19 protein-coding genes are annotated in these 17224 nt (G+C 45.9%); 7 read left to right on the top strand and 12 right to left on the bottom strand.

Features of this window, described 5'->3' with window-relative positions; genetic code table 11:
* Positions 1 to 90 precede the first annotated feature (90 nt).
* Positions 91 to 1683, top strand: a complete 1593-nt coding sequence (locus tag QT992_RS09340; RefSeq protein ID WP_333342669.1) for a B12-binding domain-containing radical SAM protein — start codon at positions 91 to 93, stop codon at positions 1681 to 1683.
* A 100-nt stretch (positions 1684 to 1783) separates the two neighbouring features.
* Here QT992_RS09340 and QT992_RS09335 read toward each other — a convergent pair whose 3' ends face one another.
* From QT992_RS09335 to QT992_RS09320, 4 genes are all read right to left on the bottom strand, one after another.
* Entirely contained in the window at positions 1784 to 2308 is a 525-nt protein-coding gene (locus QT992_RS09335) for a hypothetical protein (RefSeq protein WP_333320346.1), read from the bottom strand.
* A gap of 30 nt (positions 2309 to 2338) precedes the next feature.
* Complete coding sequence (locus QT992_RS09330; protein WP_333320344.1) at positions 2339 to 2782, bottom strand: Tse2 family ADP-ribosyltransferase toxin; 444 nt, start codon at positions 2780 to 2782, stop codon at positions 2339 to 2341.
* Positions 2783 to 2797: 15 nt separating this feature from the next.
* The gene (vapB, locus tag QT992_RS09325; RefSeq protein ID WP_333342666.1) at positions 2798 to 3019 is read right to left on the bottom strand and encodes a type II toxin-antitoxin system VapB family antitoxin; all 222 of its coding nucleotides are present in this window, start codon (positions 3017 to 3019) and stop codon (positions 2798 to 2800) included.
* Between the two features lie 83 nt (positions 3020 to 3102).
* Entirely contained in the window at positions 3103 to 3345 is a 243-nt protein-coding gene (locus tag QT992_RS09320; protein WP_333342663.1) for a hypothetical protein, read from the bottom strand.
* Between QT992_RS09320 and QT992_RS09315 the strand changes: the two genes are divergently transcribed.
* From QT992_RS09315 to QT992_RS09305, 3 genes are all read left to right on the top strand, one after another.
* The gene (locus QT992_RS09315; protein WP_333342660.1) at positions 3333 to 4223 is read left to right on the top strand and encodes a M48 family metalloprotease; all 891 of its coding nucleotides are present in this window, start codon (positions 3333 to 3335) and stop codon (positions 4221 to 4223) included. The genes QT992_RS09320 and QT992_RS09315 overlap by 13 nt on opposite strands.
* A 134-nt stretch (positions 4224 to 4357) precedes the next feature.
* Complete coding sequence (locus tag QT992_RS09310; protein ID WP_333267386.1) at positions 4358 to 4804, top strand: DUF6932 family protein; 447 nt, start codon at positions 4358 to 4360, stop codon at positions 4802 to 4804.
* A complete protein-coding gene (locus tag QT992_RS09305) occupies positions 4801 to 5319 on the top strand; it encodes a DNA-binding protein (RefSeq protein ID WP_333144138.1) in 519 nt (172 codons plus the stop codon). The genes QT992_RS09310 and QT992_RS09305 overlap by 4 nt, the downstream gene beginning before the upstream one ends.
* A 94-nt stretch (positions 5320 to 5413) precedes the next feature.
* On the opposite strand, the gene QT992_RS09300 is transcribed toward QT992_RS09305, so the two are convergent.
* From QT992_RS09300 to QT992_RS09290, 3 genes are read right to left on the bottom strand one after another with little or no spacing between them, the layout of a single operon-like run.
* Positions 5414 to 5938, bottom strand: coding sequence for a hypothetical protein (locus QT992_RS09300; RefSeq protein WP_333342657.1), 525 nt, complete (start codon positions 5936 to 5938; stop codon positions 5414 to 5416).
* A 30-nt stretch (positions 5939 to 5968) separates the two neighbouring features.
* Positions 5969 to 6214 (bottom strand): hypothetical protein, encoded by a 246-nt coding sequence (locus QT992_RS09295; protein WP_333342655.1) that lies wholly within the window; start codon positions 6212 to 6214, stop codon positions 5969 to 5971.
* Between the two features lie 60 nt (positions 6215 to 6274).
* Positions 6275 to 6823, bottom strand: a complete 549-nt coding sequence (locus QT992_RS09290) for a hypothetical protein (protein WP_333342651.1) — start codon at positions 6821 to 6823, stop codon at positions 6275 to 6277.
* Between the two features lie 264 nt (positions 6824 to 7087).
* Between QT992_RS09290 and QT992_RS09285 the strand changes: the two genes are divergently transcribed.
* The gene (locus QT992_RS09285; RefSeq protein WP_333342648.1) at positions 7088 to 8464 is read left to right on the top strand and encodes an ATP-binding protein; all 1377 of its coding nucleotides are present in this window, start codon (positions 7088 to 7090) and stop codon (positions 8462 to 8464) included.
* Between the two features lie 85 nt (positions 8465 to 8549).
* On the opposite strand, the gene ftsH4 is transcribed toward QT992_RS09285, so the two are convergent.
* The 3 genes from ftsH4 to QT992_RS09270 all read right to left on the bottom strand — a co-directional run bounded on the left by ftsH4 (position 8550) and on the right by QT992_RS09270 (position 12087).
* Entirely contained in the window at positions 8550 to 10424 is a 1875-nt protein-coding gene (gene ftsH4, locus QT992_RS09280) for an ATP-dependent zinc metalloprotease FtsH4 (RefSeq protein WP_333342646.1), read from the bottom strand.
* A 231-nt stretch (positions 10425 to 10655) separates the two neighbouring features.
* The gene (locus QT992_RS09275) at positions 10656 to 11162 is read right to left on the bottom strand and encodes a TspO/MBR family protein (RefSeq protein ID WP_445251162.1); all 507 of its coding nucleotides are present in this window, start codon (positions 11160 to 11162) and stop codon (positions 10656 to 10658) included.
* A 79-nt stretch (positions 11163 to 11241) separates the two neighbouring features.
* Positions 11242 to 12087: a M48 family metalloprotease gene (locus QT992_RS09270; RefSeq protein ID WP_333320328.1), complete on the bottom strand. Its 846-nt coding sequence runs from the start codon at positions 12085 to 12087 to the stop codon at positions 11242 to 11244.
* Positions 12088 to 12585: 498 nt separating this feature from the next.
* Here QT992_RS09270 and QT992_RS09265 point away from each other — a divergent pair, with 498 nt between their 5' ends.
* Positions 12586 to 14190 carry a HAMP domain-containing sensor histidine kinase gene (locus tag QT992_RS09265; RefSeq protein WP_333319333.1) on the top strand — a complete coding sequence of 535 codons (1605 nt, stop codon included), beginning with the start codon at positions 12586 to 12588 and terminating at the stop codon, positions 14188 to 14190.
* 181 nt (positions 14191 to 14371) lie between these two features.
* On the top strand, positions 14372 to 14938 hold the full coding sequence (locus QT992_RS09260; protein WP_333319293.1) for a hypothetical protein: 567 nt from the start codon (positions 14372 to 14374) through the stop codon (positions 14936 to 14938).
* A 485-nt stretch (positions 14939 to 15423) separates the two neighbouring features.
* Here QT992_RS09260 and QT992_RS09255 read toward each other — a convergent pair whose 3' ends face one another.
* The gene (locus tag QT992_RS09255; protein ID WP_333319295.1) at positions 15424 to 16620 is read right to left on the bottom strand and encodes a GNAT family N-acetyltransferase; all 1197 of its coding nucleotides are present in this window, start codon (positions 16618 to 16620) and stop codon (positions 15424 to 15426) included.
* Between the two features lie 256 nt (positions 16621 to 16876).
* On the bottom strand, positions 16877 to 17224 hold a 348-nt coding region (locus QT992_RS09250; protein WP_333337398.1), incomplete at its 5' end, for a dihydrofolate reductase family protein.

Here is a 17224-nt window from a genome sequence, read left to right as displayed (position 1 = left end):
TCCGACCCCGAAAGGGGATTTAATTCAATGTAAAGCCGTCCTATAAGGACGGGGCTTCAGACCCAGTTTTTTGGTGAGGTTTAACATATAATGCGAGTTCTTTTAGTTTACCCGCTGTTTCCGAAAACATTTTGGTCTTACGAGAAAATCCTAGAATTAGTCGATCGTAAAGTGCTGCTGCCACCGCTGGGTTTGGTAACGGTAGCAGCTATTTTACCCCAAGAATGGGAATTTAAGTTAGTCGATCGCAACATCAGACAAATCACCGAAGCAGAATGGGAATGGGCAGAGCTCGTTATTCTCTCCGCAATGATTGTCCAAAAAGAAGATTTGCTAGACATCATTCGCGAAGCAAAACGGCGCGGTAAATCCGTAGCTTGTGGTGGCCCTTACCCGACTTCCGTACCCGAAGAACCTCAAGCAGCGGGCATAGATTACCTGATCCTCGACGAAGGCGAAATCACCTTGCCGATGTTTGTCGAAGCAATAGGGCGCGGCGAAAAAAGCGGAATTTATCGATCGGACGGCGTAAAACCCGATGTTACCACAACCCCGGTTCCCCGCTTCGACTTGCTGGAATTAGACGCCTACGACTCGATGTCGATTCAATTTTCCAGAGGCTGTCCTTTCCAGTGCGAATTCTGCGATATCATCGTCCTCTACGGCCGCAAACCCCGCACCAAAAACCCCCAACAATTGATAGCAGAATTAGACTATCTCTACAACTTGGGCTGGCGGCGCGGCGTGTTCATGGTAGACGACAACTTTATCGGCAACAAACGCAGCGTCAAACTGTTGCTAAAAGACTTAAAAGTCTGGCAAGAAGAACACAAATTCCCGTTTACTTTCAACACCGAAGCATCCATCGATTTAGCCCAAGACCAAGAATTGATGGACATGATGGTTGCTTGCAATTTCAATGCAGTGTTTCTAGGGATTGAAACTCCCGACGAAGAAAGCCTGCAAATGACCAAGAAATTCCAAAATACCCGCAATTCCCTGATCGAATCCGTAGAGTTAATTGCCAAATCTGGTTTGCGAGTAATGGCCGGATTTATCATCGGATTCGACGGCGAAAAACCCGGTGCCGGTCAGCGGATTGTCAAGTTTGCCGAAGCAGCAGCCATTCCGAGCACAACCTTTGGAATGCTGCAAGCTTTGCCACACACTGCATTGTCCCACAGACTAGCAAAAGAAGGGCGGTTGCGTGACAAATCTGGCAACCTCAACCAGACTACCTTGATGAACTTTATCCCGACGCGGCCTCTCGAAGATATTGCCCGTGAATATGTCGAGGCATTCTGCGAAGTGTACGATGCTGAGAAATATTTAGACCGGACTTATCGCCATTTCTTAATGTTGGGTGCACCTACAGCAAAGATACCTGCAAGAATTCCCAGTTGGATAGACTTGCGAGCACTGCTAACTGTGGTTTGGCGGCAGGGAGTCAAGCGCAAAACTCGGTGGAAGTTCTGGCATCATTTGTTCAGCATTCTCAAACGCAATCCTGCTGTTTGGGATCATTATTTAACAGTATGTGCTCACAACGAGCATTTCCTGGAATACCGCCAGATTGTGCGGGATGAAATTGAAGCTCAATTAGCCGACTTTTTGGCTAATGAGTCTCAAACTGTATATCAAGAACCTGTTGCTGTTGAGGAAAAGCAAGTGCAAGCGGTTTAGGGTTGGAGAATTCCACCTAATAGCCAGATATCCGACTTATTTAAGAAGTCGGATATCTAAATTGCTTAAACAAGAATATACTGTGGGCGATTGAAGAGATTTACCCCACGCTCAGCAATTCATCAAGCTTGTTCTTTAGATCGGGCGATGCTAGTAGTGGTCTATAAACTTCACCTTCATAGGGCTTCCAAACATATCCGAGACTGAACAATCGAAAAACCGAAGATGCTCCAGTTGCTTGCCAAAGAGCTTCAGCTAAAACCAAGCCGGGAAAAACCAAGTCAGGCTCTTCAATCAATTCGCTGTAGGTTCTAAACTCATCTACTTCCATACCAACTAAAGCATACCGAAACGGTGGAGCAAACCGCAAACTCTGATACAAAAATATACCTATTTCCGTCATTAAATAAGCACTTTCGGGAGTATCAATTCCAATCTCACTGATGCCACTTGGACAAACTCTACACCACCAATTCTCTTCTATATCCTGAAAACTTTCTGCCCGACATTGGGAATGTGTACCGTTTGATAGAACCCATGAAATTTCATTGAAATATTGAGCAAATTGCTGTGCTTCAGATTGCTTTGTGCCACATTCAGCCGATAAGCTAAACACCCATGCCATTGCTGTTCTCCCGTTGACTAAATTAAACTATTAAACTTTCTCCCATTCGCTCTGTGTCTGGGCCAGCGCTGCTTCATATTTCTCTAAAAGCATTGTAGCGCTTGGCAAAATACTGACATGAGTTGGACTATCTTGCACAGCTTCAATATCTCCGACGATCTTGCTGTCGTCAATCTGCCAAAGAGGATCTTTCCCTGTTCCGCCAAATTTTGAGGGTTTGCGGAATGATGGCAAGCCTTCGATAGAGAGGGAGACGGACATTCCTTTTGTGTTTCTTATGGCTACAGTGACAGATTCATCCGAAGACTTGCGCTCTGTTTCTGGTAGTAAATAACCTTGTTCATCCAACCATTCTTTGGGCACTTGCTCAACATCAATGTCAATACTGGGTCTGACTCCCAGTAACCTCGCGTTGCGTCCCATTTTTGGTTTACCGTTTTCTTCTGCCATGCCTCGATAATAGAGTCTTGCCATCAGCCAAAATCAACGTTACATATATTCCTTTAAATCTTCCAGCGGTCGATCGAAATCATCAGACATCACGATCTGACCTGCCCAACTACCATAACCGTGAAGTTGTTCAAGTTTTTCATGAGATGATTCAGTTTTTGCGTGTTTCTCAAGTAGATATTTTGCATAATGCAATATCTCTTGTTTGAGAGATTCTGGCATCTTGATGACAGTTTGAAAAATCTCTATATCGATAGTCATGATTTATGTGGAATTTTTACTATGTCATATTCACCAATTATACCGTAATTGCAGTCCAAGGGTATTTAAAATGGTTATCTCGTTTAATCTCGTTTCCAAGCAGAGCCTGGAAATGTCATATCCTGCGGCTCTACCGCCTCTTGAGAGCAGGCGAGAGAGCCTTCCGAGGCGTTCCCAGTTTCTGACTCAAAAGGTGAAATACTACTATTGGCGACAGCAGTTATTTCGGCAGATAGAGGCGCGATCGCCCGCAAATATGAAAATCTAATTACAAGCTCAAAAATATCAAAATAGCGATCGCCCTCAACCCGCCATGTTAGGAACAAATCAACTCAGAACAGCCGCTCTCTTAGGACTCCTAAGCGGCCTTCTCGTTTTAGGAAGTTATTATTTAATCGGCAACGAGCAAGGACTTTACATCGGTTTAGCGCTAGCAGCCTTCTCAAGTTTTAGCTCTTGGTACTATTCCGACACGGCTGCGTTAATGGCTTACCGCGCTCAGCCGATCGCCCGCAGCGAAGCACCAGAAATCTACGATATGGTAGCATCGCTGAGCGAAAAAGCCCAAATTCCGGTGCCGAAAATATTTCTAGTTCCCACTCAATCTCCCAATGCATTCGCCACAGGAAGAGACCCGGAACACGCGACAATAGCAGTTACTGAAGGCATCATCAAGCTGCTTTCCCGCGAAGAATTAGAAGGCGTTTTAGCCCACGAACTGACCCACATCCGCAACCGCGACACCCTCACTCAAGCAGTTGCAGGAACAATTGCGGGTGCAATTACATTTGTCGGGCGAATTCTGACTTTTGGAGCGCTTTACGGCCCGGTAACGCGGGATAGCAGACAAGGCGCGAATCCGTTTGGTTTGCTGTTTTTAATCATTTTAGCACCGCTATCAGCAACCGTAATTCAAATGGCGATTTCTCGGACGAGGGAATTTGCAGCCGACAGTGGGGCCGTGGAAATTACCAATAACCCGATCGGTTTAGCAAACGCGCTGCAGAAATTGGAGAAAATGGGTCATGAAATTCCGATGCACGGCAATCCTGCGATGTCGCCGCTGCTGATTGTGAATCCTTTTTCGACTAAAGGTTTGCAGTCACTTTTCCGCACTCACCCGCCGACAGAGGAGCGAATTCAGCGGCTTTTGGAAATCGCGCAGCAGCAGCAAGGTACTCCAGTTATGGCCTACGTACCCTGAATTTGAGCTATCGAAAATGCAGCAAGAATATTGAAAAACCAGGTTGTTTGAACCAACCTGGTTTTTGTTTGTTTATAATGGTAGCTGTGGTACGATCGACTCGCACAACTAATTTGCGGCGCGGGTGTGAGTAAGTGATTCCAGAATTCGATGAAAACGGCAATCTACCACGGGGAGTTCATTGGTGCGAATGGGAGGAGTTTGAGGAAAGATTTGGTACGACTGTTCCCAGAAAGAACATGATAAAGGGGTTGAAACTGGCAATGACTCAGTTAAAAGCGGCAGGTGCTAGAACTATCTATATTGATGGTAGTTTTGTTACCAGCAAAGACAAACCTAATGATTTTGATGCTTGTTACGATAGAGAAACTGTAGACAGGGAGTATCTGAGAATCAATGCTCCTAGATTGTTCAATCATCAGGATCGAAATGCCCAAAAAGCTAAGTATCGAGGGGAGATTTTTCCCTCAGACGAACCTGTAGGCAATTACGGAGAAAATTCCTTTGAATTTTTTCAAAGCGACAGAGGGCAAAACAAGAAAGGAATTATAGCGCTCGATTTAATGAGGTGGGAACCGTGATTAAAAATGAATTTGAGTACGGAGTCAGCAAAGATTGGGTGCAAAAATTCAACAAAACTCTAGCAGCAATGGAGCGGGATGAAGAAGCAAAAAGAAAGGACTTCCTCAAATGGGATGCTGGTAGAGGTTCGATTCAGCGCCATTTGGATCAGTTGCACGAAGAAATAGCAGAATATGAACGATTGATGGCGTGGGACAAGAGTAAGCCGATCGAACTTGTAGTTGAGAATTTCAATAAACTATCAGATGCTTTAATTAAAGCTCGAATGGCAGCAAAAATCAGCGTGGAAGAACTAGCAGAAAGGTTGGATATGGATCCTGAACGCCTTAAGGAACACGAGAAGAAAGATTATCAAGGTGCTAGTTATATGGAACTCCTTGAAATTAGCTGTGTTTTGGGGCTGGAGTTTAAGACGGCTGTGATGCAGGTCGATTTTGAGGAAATAGAGTTTACCAAACAAACAATAGCAGAATCGCGCTATCGAAAAAAGAAGAAGGCAAGTAAAACCGCCTAAAGATTTGAGGGTGCGATCGGGAAAACTACTGAGTTGATTGGGTTTGTTGGGTGTAAATTAGATAGGCAGGGGGCGATGTCTCCACTAAAAGGATTTACCCCACCCTCAGCAATTCATCAAGCTTGTTTTTTAGGTCAGGCGAGGCTAGTAGTGGTCTATAAACTTCACCTTCATAGGGCTTCCAAACATATCCCAGACTGAACGATCGAAAAACCGAAGATGCTCCCGTTGCTTGCCAAACAGCTTCAGCTAAAACCAATCCAGGAAAAACCAAGGCAGGCTCTTCAATCAATTCCCTGTAGGTTCTAAACTCATCTACTTCCATACCAACTAAAGCATACCGAAACGGTGGAGCAAACCGCAAACTCTGATACAGAAGTATACCTATTTCCGTCATTAAATAAGCACTTTCTGGAGTGTCAATCCCAATCTCACTGATGCCACTTGGACAAACTCGACACCACCAATTTTCTTCTATGTCCTGAAAAGTTTCTGCCCGACATTGGGAATGTCTACCGTTTGAGATCACCCAGGAAATTTCATTGAAATATTGAGCAAATTGCTGTGCTTCAGATTGCTTTGTGCCACATTCAGCCGATAAGCTAAACACCCATGCCATTGCTGTTCTCCTGTTGAGTAAATTAAACTATCAAACTTTCTCCCATTCGTTCTGTGTCTGGGCCAGCGCTGCTTCATAACGATCGCCAGACCAATCATAATGTAATTCCTGCATTGATTGGATGCGATCGCTTTTGATGCGTGAGGGGCGATCGCCTTTTGTGCGTGAAGGGCGATCGCTATCCGTATAATCATCGCACTGGAATGGTGGAAATGGATAAGATTGTGAGTGGAAAAATTTGTTCGGCTGCACTCCATCTTGGTGAGTATGTTTCAAGCTTAGGCATCCCGCTCATTATAGAGATAATCAATATAGCTAAAACAACAGGACTCACAATCATTTTTCTACAAATCCCCACTCATGAAAATCGCTGCAAATATTTATCTGAGATTGAATCATATCACCAGGTCCTACACTACCATTTGGGGCGGCTCCTAATCTTGCCCGAAAGTCATACATACAGTCTTCACCATCTTGAATTGTAATCTTTGTCTTTTGTCCAGGCCGTAATACCTCAGTACCTAATATATCCTCTTCCCAAGAATTGACATTTGCAGGTGAAGCAAAAAATCTTTCGATGTTTCGACTTGTTTGATTTGTCAAATTAAAAGAGACAGGTCTATTCCTGAAGATACGCGGACCCGATGAAGAAGGCGATGACGAGGACGGTGGCGAAGTCGGTGGCGAGAACGGTGGCGGAGTCGGTGGCTGTTCGTCTAGACCTATACTTATCAGTATGAAAAATATACCTAAGCTCGTTGCCAGAAAACGTGAAAACTTCCCTATTTGAGGTATTTTCAGTTCTTTTACCTGAAAACCACCTCCAAAAATGCCGATCAAAAGCAAGATGCTACCTAAGATAAAAGTTAAGATTTTGAGTGTCATAAAGTTATTTGTTCCTAATTAATAACCGATTGGAGGACTGTGTATAAAACGGCAAGCGTTTAGTCCCTGGTTTACTCTTTAATACTTCTTCTATAGTTTTTATAAATCAGGGCTTTGTTTAGTCAAAAAATGTTCAATTTAGTCTACAAACTTTCCCTGATCTCACTCTGTTTAATCTATTTTTGTATAAAATTGTACAAAAAAGTGCTAAAAGGCCGGCAAACGTGAGCTACAATACACAAAACTCTCGCATCTCCCTGCCAGATGAATATTAAAGAAATGTTAAATATCGCCGATCGCATAGTCTTCGAGAAAACGGGTAAGCACCTTGACGATTTACAAGCAGCGGTACTGCGGGGAACTCTACAACGCGAGACATACAAGCACATAGCCAAACACTTTGACTGTTCTGAAAGTAGTGTGAAGCAAGTTGGTTCGCAATTATGGCAGATACTTTCTGAAGAGTTGGGAGAAGATGTTAGTAAAACAAATTTTCGCTCGGCAATGGAGAGATTGCAAGTCTCCTTATTTTCAAATGTTGTACAAGATCACGTTCGAGTTCGTAATATTAATTTTTGTGGAGAAGCTAGATACCCGCTAGATATAACAAACTCACACCCACCTAATCAAGAAACAGCTAACTCAAAACAAACTAAAACTCTACATCAAGATGTAAGCGAAATGCCGGAATTGGGTGATTTCTACGATCGCACCCCCGAACTCGACACCCTCACCACATGGATTTTACAACAACGCAGTCGCCTCATAGCCCTGACCGGCATCAGCGGCATCGGCAAAACATCCTTAGCAGTGCAACTCGTACAACAAATTAAAGACGAGTTTGATTACGCAGTTTGGTACACTCTCGACGAATTCCCCAGCATAGATAAATTTCAATCTAACCTAATACAGCTTTTTTCTAATTCAGAAAGACAAGATTTATCCCCAATAAACCCGAAAAGCTTACCGCTGATTAAATATTTGCAAAAGTATCGCTGTTTAATAGTCTTGGATGACATTCACAACCTTTTCTGTAGCGGCGAATTGGCAGGAAAATATAAACCAGAATGCGAAGAATATCGCTCTTTATTCAAACAAATAGAAAAATTATCCCATCCATGTTGCTTTCTGCTGATCGGTTGGGAACAACCCAGAGAAGTGACTCAATTTAAAAGCCAAAATACTCTTATTCGTACCTTACAACTCAAGGGTTTAGACCTCCCAGCCGGACGGGAAATACTCAGAGATTATGGGTTAGAAGAAAGCGACAACAGTGAAGCACTCATTCAGCGCTACCACGGCAACCCCCTATGGTTGAAAAGCGTAGCGAATCTGATTGAAGAGTTGGGAATCAGCGCCACAGAATTATTACTAGATGATACTATATTGTTGCCGGAAGATTTGAAAGATGTTTTACAGCAGCAGTACGATCGCACTTCCGAACTAGAAAAACAAGTTATGTCTTTGTTGGCTAGGGAAAACCAGCCAGTCAACTTGGCAAAATTGCTAGAAAAAGGACAAATATCATCATCAGATTTACTCAACGCGCTCCAATCTTTATCACGGCGCTGCTTGATAGAAAAACAGGAAAGTCTTTACACTCTCCCACCTGTATTGAGGCAGTATATCAAAGGGTTGTAACCTAACGCGATTCCTACCAGTAACTATAAAAAAACGCAGATGATTTCAAATCATCTGCGTTCATCGGCGGTTTAATTAAACCCTATTAAACTGAAGCCGCAACCTTATCTAAAGGCCGCACTTGACCGAGGAATTCGCGAAGTGCGTCACCTTCCACAACCTCAGTTTCCAACAGCTTCTGCGTAATTGTTTCCAACAATTCCCGATTTGCTTTCAGAATATCCAAAGCTTGCTGATGTGCAGTTTCGACAATTTCCTTCACTTCTTGGTCGATCGCCTCAGCAGTTTGAGCGCTCACAGCACGGCGGGCATTTCCCATACCATCACTGAGGAACATTGCTTGCTGACCTCGATCGTAAGCTAGAGGCCCCAAAACCTTACTCATCCCGTAAGTTGTCACCATGCGTTCAGCTAAATCCGTCGCCCTTTGCAAGTCATTTGAAGCGCCAGTAGTAATGCTACCAAACACCACTTCCTCAGCCGATCGCCCTCCAAGCAGTGTAGCAATTTGACCGCGCAACTCCGATTCATCCAACAAGAAACGGTCTTCAGTCGGTACCTGCAACGTGTAACCCAAAGCAGCCATACCGCGCGGCACGATCGAGATTTTGGCCACTTCGCCACCGCCAGTCATCGCAGCACCAACCATCGCGTGTCCGACTTCGTGGTAAGCCACAATCTTTTTCTCTTTTTCATTGAGTACCCGGCTTTTCTTTTCCAAGCCGGCCACAACGCGCTCAAACGCCTCAAAAAAGTCTTCCTGCGCTACAGTTAGTCGTTTGTTGCGGGCCGCCAACAAAGCAGCTTCATTGACCAAATTTGCCAAATCTGCGCCCGAAAAACCGGGGGTGCGAGCGGCGACGGCCTTCAAGTCAATATCTGGGCCCAACTTCACTTTTTGAGAGTGAATGTTCAAAATTTCTTCGCGACCAGATAAATCAGGGCGATCGACTAAAACTTGGCGATCGAAACGGCCAGGGCGCAACAAAGCAGCATCCAAACTTTCCGGGCGGTTAGTTGCAGCCAGAACAATTACCGTAGTATTGCCCGCCGCAAAACCGTCCATTTCAGTTAACAGTTGATTGAGAGTTTGTTCGCGTTCATCATTCCCACCGAAGCTAGCGTTACTGCTGCGGGATTTGCCGATCGCGTCCAATTCATCAATGAAAATAATACAAGGAGCCTGTTTCTTAGCCTGCTCGAATAAATCTCTAACTCTTGCAGAACCAACACCTACAAACAGTTCCACAAACTCCGAACCCGATATGCTAAAAAACGGCACGCCAGCTTCACCAGCCACTGCTTTTGCTAACAGGGTTTTGCCAGTTCCCGGAGGTCCGACTAACAGCACGCCTTTGGGAATTCTCGCGCCAATTGCTGTAAATCTGTCGGGAGTTTTCAGGAATTCAACAACTTCGACTAATTCAGTTTTAGCCTCTTCTACTCCAGCCACATCAGCAAAAGTAATTTTCGCCGCTTCGCCTTCTACATAGACCTTAGCTTTGCTTTTGCCGATCGACAGCGCACCCTGTGGCCCGCCACCCTGCCTGTTCATGAAAAATTGAAAAATCGCCACAAAAATCAGCGGCGGAACCACCCAGCTTAAAACACTGCCGATCCAGCCATTTTTAGAAGGGGGAGTTGCCGCAAATTCAACGCCTTTTTCTTGCAAAAGTTTAGGTAATTCCAGGTCAAAAATCGGCGTAGTTGACAGCACTTGACCGGGTTTGTCACCTTCGCCTTTGAGTTGGTAGCGAATTTCATTTTGACCTACCGAAGCTCGCGCTACATCTTGTTCTTGTACTTGATGGACGAACAAGCTGTAAGGCACTTGCGGAATTTGGGGGCCGAACAAATTCGGTAAAAAGATGTTGGCCAGCAAAAACAAACTTGAGAGCAATAACAAGACATTGCTAATTTGTCGAAAACGAGGTGGTTGGGGCTGGTCTTTAATGGCCATTGATAACTGTCATCCTTTGATTTAAAGCCGTTTTATTCATCTATTTTCTCATCCAATACCCACACACTGTTAAGCGGATTTCCTCACTTTATCGGGTGGGTTAACCCCCTAGCACGGATTTGCTATTATTAACAATGTTTTTTTAAACGAACCGCGAAGACGCTAAGGACACCAAGGAAGAGAATAGAAGAGCGTTATAGTATGTAGGGTGCGCCGAAGAACACCGAATATTTATGCAGCTTCTGGGTTTAACTGAATCATTTCCCAAGTGGTATAAGTGCCGATCGCACCCCAAATCACGTAAGGCAAAAGTAACAAAGCGGCGGTTTGAGAAATCGGCAAAACAGCCAACGTCAACACAGCCCCTAAAATCTCGCCAGCCCCTCCCAAAATTGTCCCTACTTTGAGACTTTTTGCTCTGAGAGTAGCAGGAATATAAGCAACTGTGACAATTTCTAAAAGCAAGTAGAAAGCCATCAGCAGCCAAGTTTTGAGACTACCGGGTTCCTGTTCCCATACGAAAGTAGCGCTGCCGGCCCCGCAAGCAAAAATCACCGTCCAAATTAACGGAATAGCAGGCTCAAAAAACATCCAATCCGGTCTTTCAAGTTTGACTGCCCAGTTAATATCGCGCAGTTTAAAAAACAGAGTACCGAACGCGACTAAGAAAGTCACGCCGCCGATAATCATCCAAGATTCAATCATGGTTTTCAACTTTCCAATTGCTCGATCGCTCATTAAGTCGATCGTGTCAAATCCAAGCCGAACTTAGATCCGCCTATAGTAATAACTTTTGTAAAGCCCGATGCAATTATTGCTAACCGCCCGACACATTTTTAGCAAACTCTTCGCGTCCCGACACCAAATTAGCTGGAACGCCGTTAGGGAAATTTTGCGCGATTAAAGCTTGCAACTTTTCAACTCGGTTTTCAGGATTCGGGTGAGAACTCAAAAACTCCGGCGGCGCTTCGCCCTTCCTAGCGGCACCGAGGATTTGCATCACCTCAACAATACCTCTCGGATCGTAACCCGCCTCGGTCATAAACCGAAACCCAAGCCGATCGCTCTCAAGTTCATCAGACCTACCGTACCGCAAACCGACAACTTGATTGACAGCTTGAGCAATTAATGCTGCCTGCTGTCCGCCCCCGCGATCGTCGCTAGTAGCCACCCCAACCGCCGTTACCAAAGACCTGCCCAACTGCTGCTTTGCCAAGTGTTCCGCACCGTGTCGGCCCACCACGTGACCGGCCTCGTGCCCTAGTATAGCGGCCAACTGAGCCTCGGAATTTAGCCGCCCCAGGAGTCCGGCGGTAATGAAAACTTGTCCGCCCGGTAAAGCAAAAGCATTGACAGTTTGGGCATCTCGCAGCAGGTGGAATTCAAACGGATAACCCGCTTGTTTCGCGGCCGAACCGTTGACAACTCGTGCTCCTACTCGATCGACATACTGCTGAATACTCTGGCTGGGATAAAGCCCCCCATGCTTGGCGGCCATTTGATCTCGCGCCCGCAATCCCAAAACTATCTCTTGGCGGGGAGAAAGCTGCACCCGCTGTCTCTCTCCAGTTACCGGATTTTGTACGTCGTTTGTAAAATAGGTAATTGCCCCAAAAAAGGCCATTAACAGCCCGATCGCAGCTCGAAATAAAAATTTTGTCACAGATTTTTACCTAAAAAGTTTCGCGATTATAATACTAGGATGACAGCTCTCTCCACATCTGTCTGAAGTATCAAGAATGGAAAGTTGTTATAATTTTTTTGGATGATGGGCAAACAAGGCTTTTTTTAAACGAACCGCGAAGGCGCGAATAACACGAAGGAAGAGAAGAAGGTTATAGTTATTAAATTGGTTAAACTGAGATGTTGCACCATTGTCAGCAACAGGCAAGATGCCTGTTCCACAAAGAATAGATGGGAGCATCTCAGTTTTGTAAAAAGCATTTTTTTTATTGTAGTGCGAGCGTCCCCGCTCGCGTATTGTACAATACGCGAGCGGGGACGCTCGCACTGTAAATGCAAAACTGAGATGCTCCCGAATAGATGGTCTTGTGGAACAGGCATCTTGCCTGTTCAGAAAAGGCTAATTGAGAATGGTGCAACATATGAGTTAAATCAGTTTAATCCATTACACAATCCGTTGCCGAACTTCCTTCGCAATATGTTCCAAGCTACCCGCCGCCGCCTCGCTATTTGGTACACTGCCGTTACAGCCGTATTGTTACTTGTATTCGCCACTGGTTTCTATTTCTACGTCCGCACTACTTTGATCGATCGCATTGATGACACCCTCAATCATGTTGTAGAAGTAATAGAGCGAACTCTCGTTATCGAACCGCTAACTTTCCCTAGCACCACAGATAAAGATAAATTGCAAGTTAATATTCAAGCGAGTTTTCGAGATAGCACCGATGCAGTAGAAGACGACCATATTGATTTAGAATGGTTCAGTCCTACGGGCGAATTGCTGTGGTCTACTTTATCGGAACCGCTGAATATTCCGATTCACGCTAACCGCACCGGCGAAACAGTGTGGATAATTAATAATAAGTTGCAGTTAGAGGGCACAAATCAGGCAGAAGAAAGTTGGGCAACGGGCAATGTACGGGATGTCAGGGGTTTAATGGATAGAGAGAAGAGGGATTTAACCGCAGAGGCGCAGAGGGCGCAGAGGGGAGAAAGAAGAGATTTTGATGGCGGTTTGAATGCAGGTTGGCAGGAAAATCTAAATTTAGGTAGTGAAAAGTCTATTGCACAAAATACAAATCGCGTTTCTACCAAACCAATTAGCATTCGGACAACTCAAAACTATTCCCTCAGACAAGTAACGCAGCGAGTACAAATCGGCCGCCAAGTTCTGGGATATTTGCGAGTCAGCCATCCTTGGTTTGAAGTGACAAAACCCATCCGCCAATTAATTCTTGATTTGATTTTGGGCGCGAGTTTAACTCTAATTTGCGTGGCGGCTATTGGCTGGCTGCTGTCGGGATTGGCGATGGCACCGGTGCGGGAGTCTTACGGGCGTCTCAAACAGTTTACCGCTGATGCTTCTCACGAACTCAGAAATCCGATCGCCACTATCCAAACTAACGTCCAAGTAGCTTTGGCGGAACCGGATATCGAACCGCAGCAGCATCAACAGCTACAAGTTATCGAACGCCTCACCCGCCGTTTGGGGCGCTTGGTTGACGATTTGCTATTTTTAGCCAGACAAGATAGCGGTATCGTGCAGCAGCAGTGGATTGAGGTTCCCCTCGATGCTTTGCTGATGGAGGTAATTGAAGAACAACAGGCGATCGCCACTACCCAAAATCTCTCTCTTTCTTTGGAAATTGTCGATCTGCCCAACGCTGAGGACAACTTTACACTGTTGGGCGACTGGGATCAATTAGCCCGACTGTTTACAAATCTCGTCAGCAACGCCGTGCAGTACACGCCCTCTGGCGGCGAAATTGAAGTAGAATTGCAACTTGCAGCTAAAAACAAAAGAAATTCACCCATGTTAAATCCAGCGCTGCAAATCAAAGTAACAGACACCGGCATCGGAATTTCCGCAGAAGCCCTGTCGCATTTGTTCGATCGATTCTACCGCGTAGATCCCGCCCGAACCCACCGCAGCGCCGCTGGTTCCGGTTTAGGATTAGCCATCGCCAAAGCAATTGTCGAAAATCACCGCGGCCACATCCGCATTGACAGCCAAGTCGATCGAGGTACAGCCGTTACCGTCACCCTCCCCGCCCACAAATCAGAAGCATCTCACCTCTAAAAATCCTCTCTTCCCCTCGGACTCTGCGCCCTCTGCGCCCTCTGCGGTTTAAAAAAAATCTACCCCTCAAACCCTTATTCTTCCTACCTCGCGCACAAACCCAGCTATTAAAATTCAATTCCCGCATAGATTAACATAAACGTTGTTGGAAAACCTCGATCGAACTTGTGAGGAGTTATTTATGTTTCGCCACAATCTACCGTTTAAAAAAATCAGCTTGCTAGCAGCCACCTGCGGAGGTTTACTCGTTAGTCTCGCAACACTTTCCCAGGCCGGCGGCCCACCGCCCCAACAAGGAAAACCCGTTTCCCAACCCGCACAGACTCCCGCAGCCACTGAAGAACCCGTCAGCGAACCAACTCCGGCTGCGAGTCCGGGCCTCAGCGGGATGCCCTCTACACCAACAGACGCGCCTGCCCGCTTCCCCATGCCCAGTGCGCGAGTTACGCCTGCCGAAGGCATGATAGTAATTAAACTGGTGAATACCACCAATGCCGTCATCAATTATCAAATCGTAGGCGTCACCCAGCCGCGCACTCTGGGCGAACAATCGGAAATTTTGCTGAAAACCATCCAAGTGCCAATCACCCTCACTTACCAGCGCCCAGACGGCGGATTGCTGCTGGTTCGCCCCCAAGCAACCGCGATGCCGGGAATGTTGCAAGTCAGTTTCGGCGCGACAACTGAGTTGGACGCTGATACAAAATCGCTGCAAATTCAGGAAGATGGCAAGGTAGTTTTGAATTAGTTTAACGGTTGACTGTTGACGGTTGACGGTTGACGGTTGACTGTTGACTGTTGACTGTTACCATTCGTGTCAACTTCAGACTAAGGAATGAGAATTAAATAACTTAGAATTTTGATGGTTCTTGTGGGATGGGCGTCCCGCCCGTCCAGAAATGGCGGGCTAAGAGTGCCCAACCCCTACTTCCCACAAACTTGTGTAAATTATTTAATTCGCCATCCTAAAATCCATAATCAATATCGTTTATAGTTGAGTCTCGATCCCCCCTAACCCCCCTTAATAAGGGGAGTAGGGGGTGGGACAAGAGTATTCTTACGTCCCCTCTAACTCCCATTAATAAAGGGGGAAGAGCATTCAAATTCCCCCTTCTTAAGGGGGATTTAGGGGGCTCGAAACTTCGATACAAACGAGATATACACAGGGTTTTAGTATTAGGTTGACACCGATGGGCTGTTACTAATTTCCAATTCCAAATTCCCAGTCAACCGTCACTCGCCGAGTAACAACGGAGGTAATTTAGTAAAAGGTAAATCCTCGTTGATTGCATCAATTTCTTCCTGTTCTCTTTCGTTGATTTGACCGATATAAGACTTGAGAATTTGGGCCAGACGGTTGTTATAAAATCGGTGCAAACTATAATTTGGCGTAGCTGGAAAGCCGCGCCGTTTTTTGTGCCGCCCGCCGGCACCGGGATCGAAGCTTTGGATGCCCCGATCGATCGCCCATTCGATCGGCGTATAGTAACAAGCATCGAAGTGCAAGCAGTCGATTTCCTGCAAACTGCCCCAATAACGCCCGTACAGTCGATCGCCCTTATACAAACAAAAAGACATACCCATCGGCTGTCTGTCATCTTCCTTGTCGTAGGCGGCTACAAATAAAACTCGATCGCGATAATTGTGGTGCAACTGTTCAAAAAATCGCTTAGTCAGATACTTGCTTCCCCACCAACCAAATTTGTCGCAAGTATTCTCATAAAAAGCATACATTTGACCAAACATGGCTTGGGGAATTTCATCGCCAGTCAGCGTTTTTACCAACAAACCAGCTTGGTCAACTGCTTTGCGTTCGCGTTTGATATTGCGGCGCTGGTTGGCATTAAATGCGCCTAAATAATTGTCAAAATTTTGATAGCCTTGATTTTGCCAAATATAGCTGTGGTGCAGCCAACTGCTGAAACCGTGGCGTTCCATTCTTTCGCGCCATTCGGGATCGACATAAAGGAAATTGCAGCCTGAGATATTGTGGCGATCGCAAAAATGGTCGATCGCGCTTACCATTACTCCGGTTAACTCGTCTTCATCTTCCCCCTCAGCAATCAAAAACCGATAGCCTTCAGCCGGAGTAAACGGCGTCATTCCCATCAATTTCGGATAATATTTAATGCCCAAACGTTGAGCTAAATCGGCCCACTGATTGTCGAACACAAATTCGCCGTAGCTGTGGCTTTTGACATAAAGTGGCGCGCAAGCAATCAACTGTTTGTCTCGCCACACAGTCAAGTGATGCGGTAGCCAACCGGTTTTACCTGTCGCACTGCCCGATACTTCGAGATTGTTAAGCCAATCCCATTCCAGAAATGGAGTTTTTAGTGGCATCGCCAGGGCATCCCACGACGCTTGCGGGATTTCGCCTATTTTGCTAATCCAGGCTACAGAATATTGAGGTTTTGGCTGTTTCAGCATAGGGAGACTTGTGCGTAGAGCGATCGAACTTCATTTAAGTTAATACAATCTCCCCTGCTTGTGTAATTAGTCGCCACAGGCAAGATGCCTGTGCCACACAAGTGTTGTGGGGAGTAGGGGTTGGGCACGCGAGCCCGCCACAGGCAAGATGCCTGTGCCACACAAGTGTTGTGGGGAGTAGGGGTTGGGCACGCGAGCCCGCCACAGGCAAGATGCCTGTGCCACACAAGTGTTGTGGGGAGTAGGGGTTGGGCTTCTAGCCCGCCCCGAATCTATAATGCAAAAATACCTCTTGTCCCACCTGTTTAACCGCCAAAAGCTCCAATTTCGGAGCTAAATCCGCCAAAAAACCCTTTCCCTCCACTGGTGTCGGTGCATCCGCGCCGCCCAAAATTAACGGGCACACCGTCAGCCAAAGTTCGTCTACCAAGCCTGCCGCCAGCACAGACGCTACCAGTTTTCCCCCGCCCAGAATCGCCAAGCGTTTGATACCGAAGCTTGCTAGCTGTTGAAACGCATCAATCCAATCAATCTCTCCACCTGCGGTTTTCGCATAGATAATTCGATCGAATTGAGATGTTGCACCATTGTCAATAAGCCTTTC

The organism is Microcoleus sp. T3_D1, assembly GCF_036700405.1.
GTDB lineage: Bacteria > Cyanobacteriota > Cyanobacteriia > Cyanobacteriales > Microcoleaceae > Microcoleus.
This window is presented reverse-complemented; position numbering and strand designations above follow the sequence as displayed.

Coding starts and splice junctions, on each gene's coding strand:
- QT992_RS09340 (WP_333342669.1), top strand. CDS start 91: ATGCGAGTTCTTTTAGTTTACCCGCTGTTTCCGAAAACATTTTGGTCT.
- QT992_RS09335 (WP_333320346.1), bottom strand. CDS start 2,308: ATGGCATGGGTGTTTAGCTTATCGGCTGAATGTGGCACAAAGCAATCT.
- QT992_RS09330 (WP_333320344.1), bottom strand. CDS start 2,782: ATGGCAAGACTCTATTATCGAGGCATGGCAGAAGAAAACGGTAAACCA.
- vapB (WP_333342666.1), bottom strand. CDS start 3,019: ATGACTATCGATATAGAGATTTTTCAAACTGTCATCAAGATGCCAGAA.
- QT992_RS09315 (WP_333342660.1), top strand. CDS start 3,333: ATGTTAGGAACAAATCAACTCAGAACAGCCGCTCTCTTAGGACTCCTA.
- QT992_RS09300 (WP_333342657.1), bottom strand. CDS start 5,938: ATGGCATGGGTGTTTAGCTTATCGGCTGAATGTGGCACAAAGCAATCT.
- QT992_RS09290 (WP_333342651.1), bottom strand. CDS start 6,823: ATGACACTCAAAATCTTAACTTTTATCTTAGGTAGCATCTTGCTTTTG.
- QT992_RS09285 (WP_333342648.1), top strand. CDS start 7,088: ATGAATATTAAAGAAATGTTAAATATCGCCGATCGCATAGTCTTCGAG.
- ftsH4 (WP_333342646.1), bottom strand. CDS start 10,424: ATGGCCATTAAAGACCAGCCCCAACCACCTCGTTTTCGACAAATTAGC.
- QT992_RS09275 (WP_445251162.1), bottom strand. CDS start 11,162: ATGAGCGATCGAGCAATTGGAAAGTTGAAAACCATGATTGAATCTTGG.
- QT992_RS09265 (WP_333319333.1), top strand. CDS start 12,586: ATGTTCCAAGCTACCCGCCGCCGCCTCGCTATTTGGTACACTGCCGTT.
- QT992_RS09260 (WP_333319293.1), top strand. CDS start 14,372: ATGTTTCGCCACAATCTACCGTTTAAAAAAATCAGCTTGCTAGCAGCC.
- QT992_RS09255 (WP_333319295.1), bottom strand. CDS start 16,620: ATGCTGAAACAGCCAAAACCTCAATATTCTGTAGCCTGGATTAGCAAA.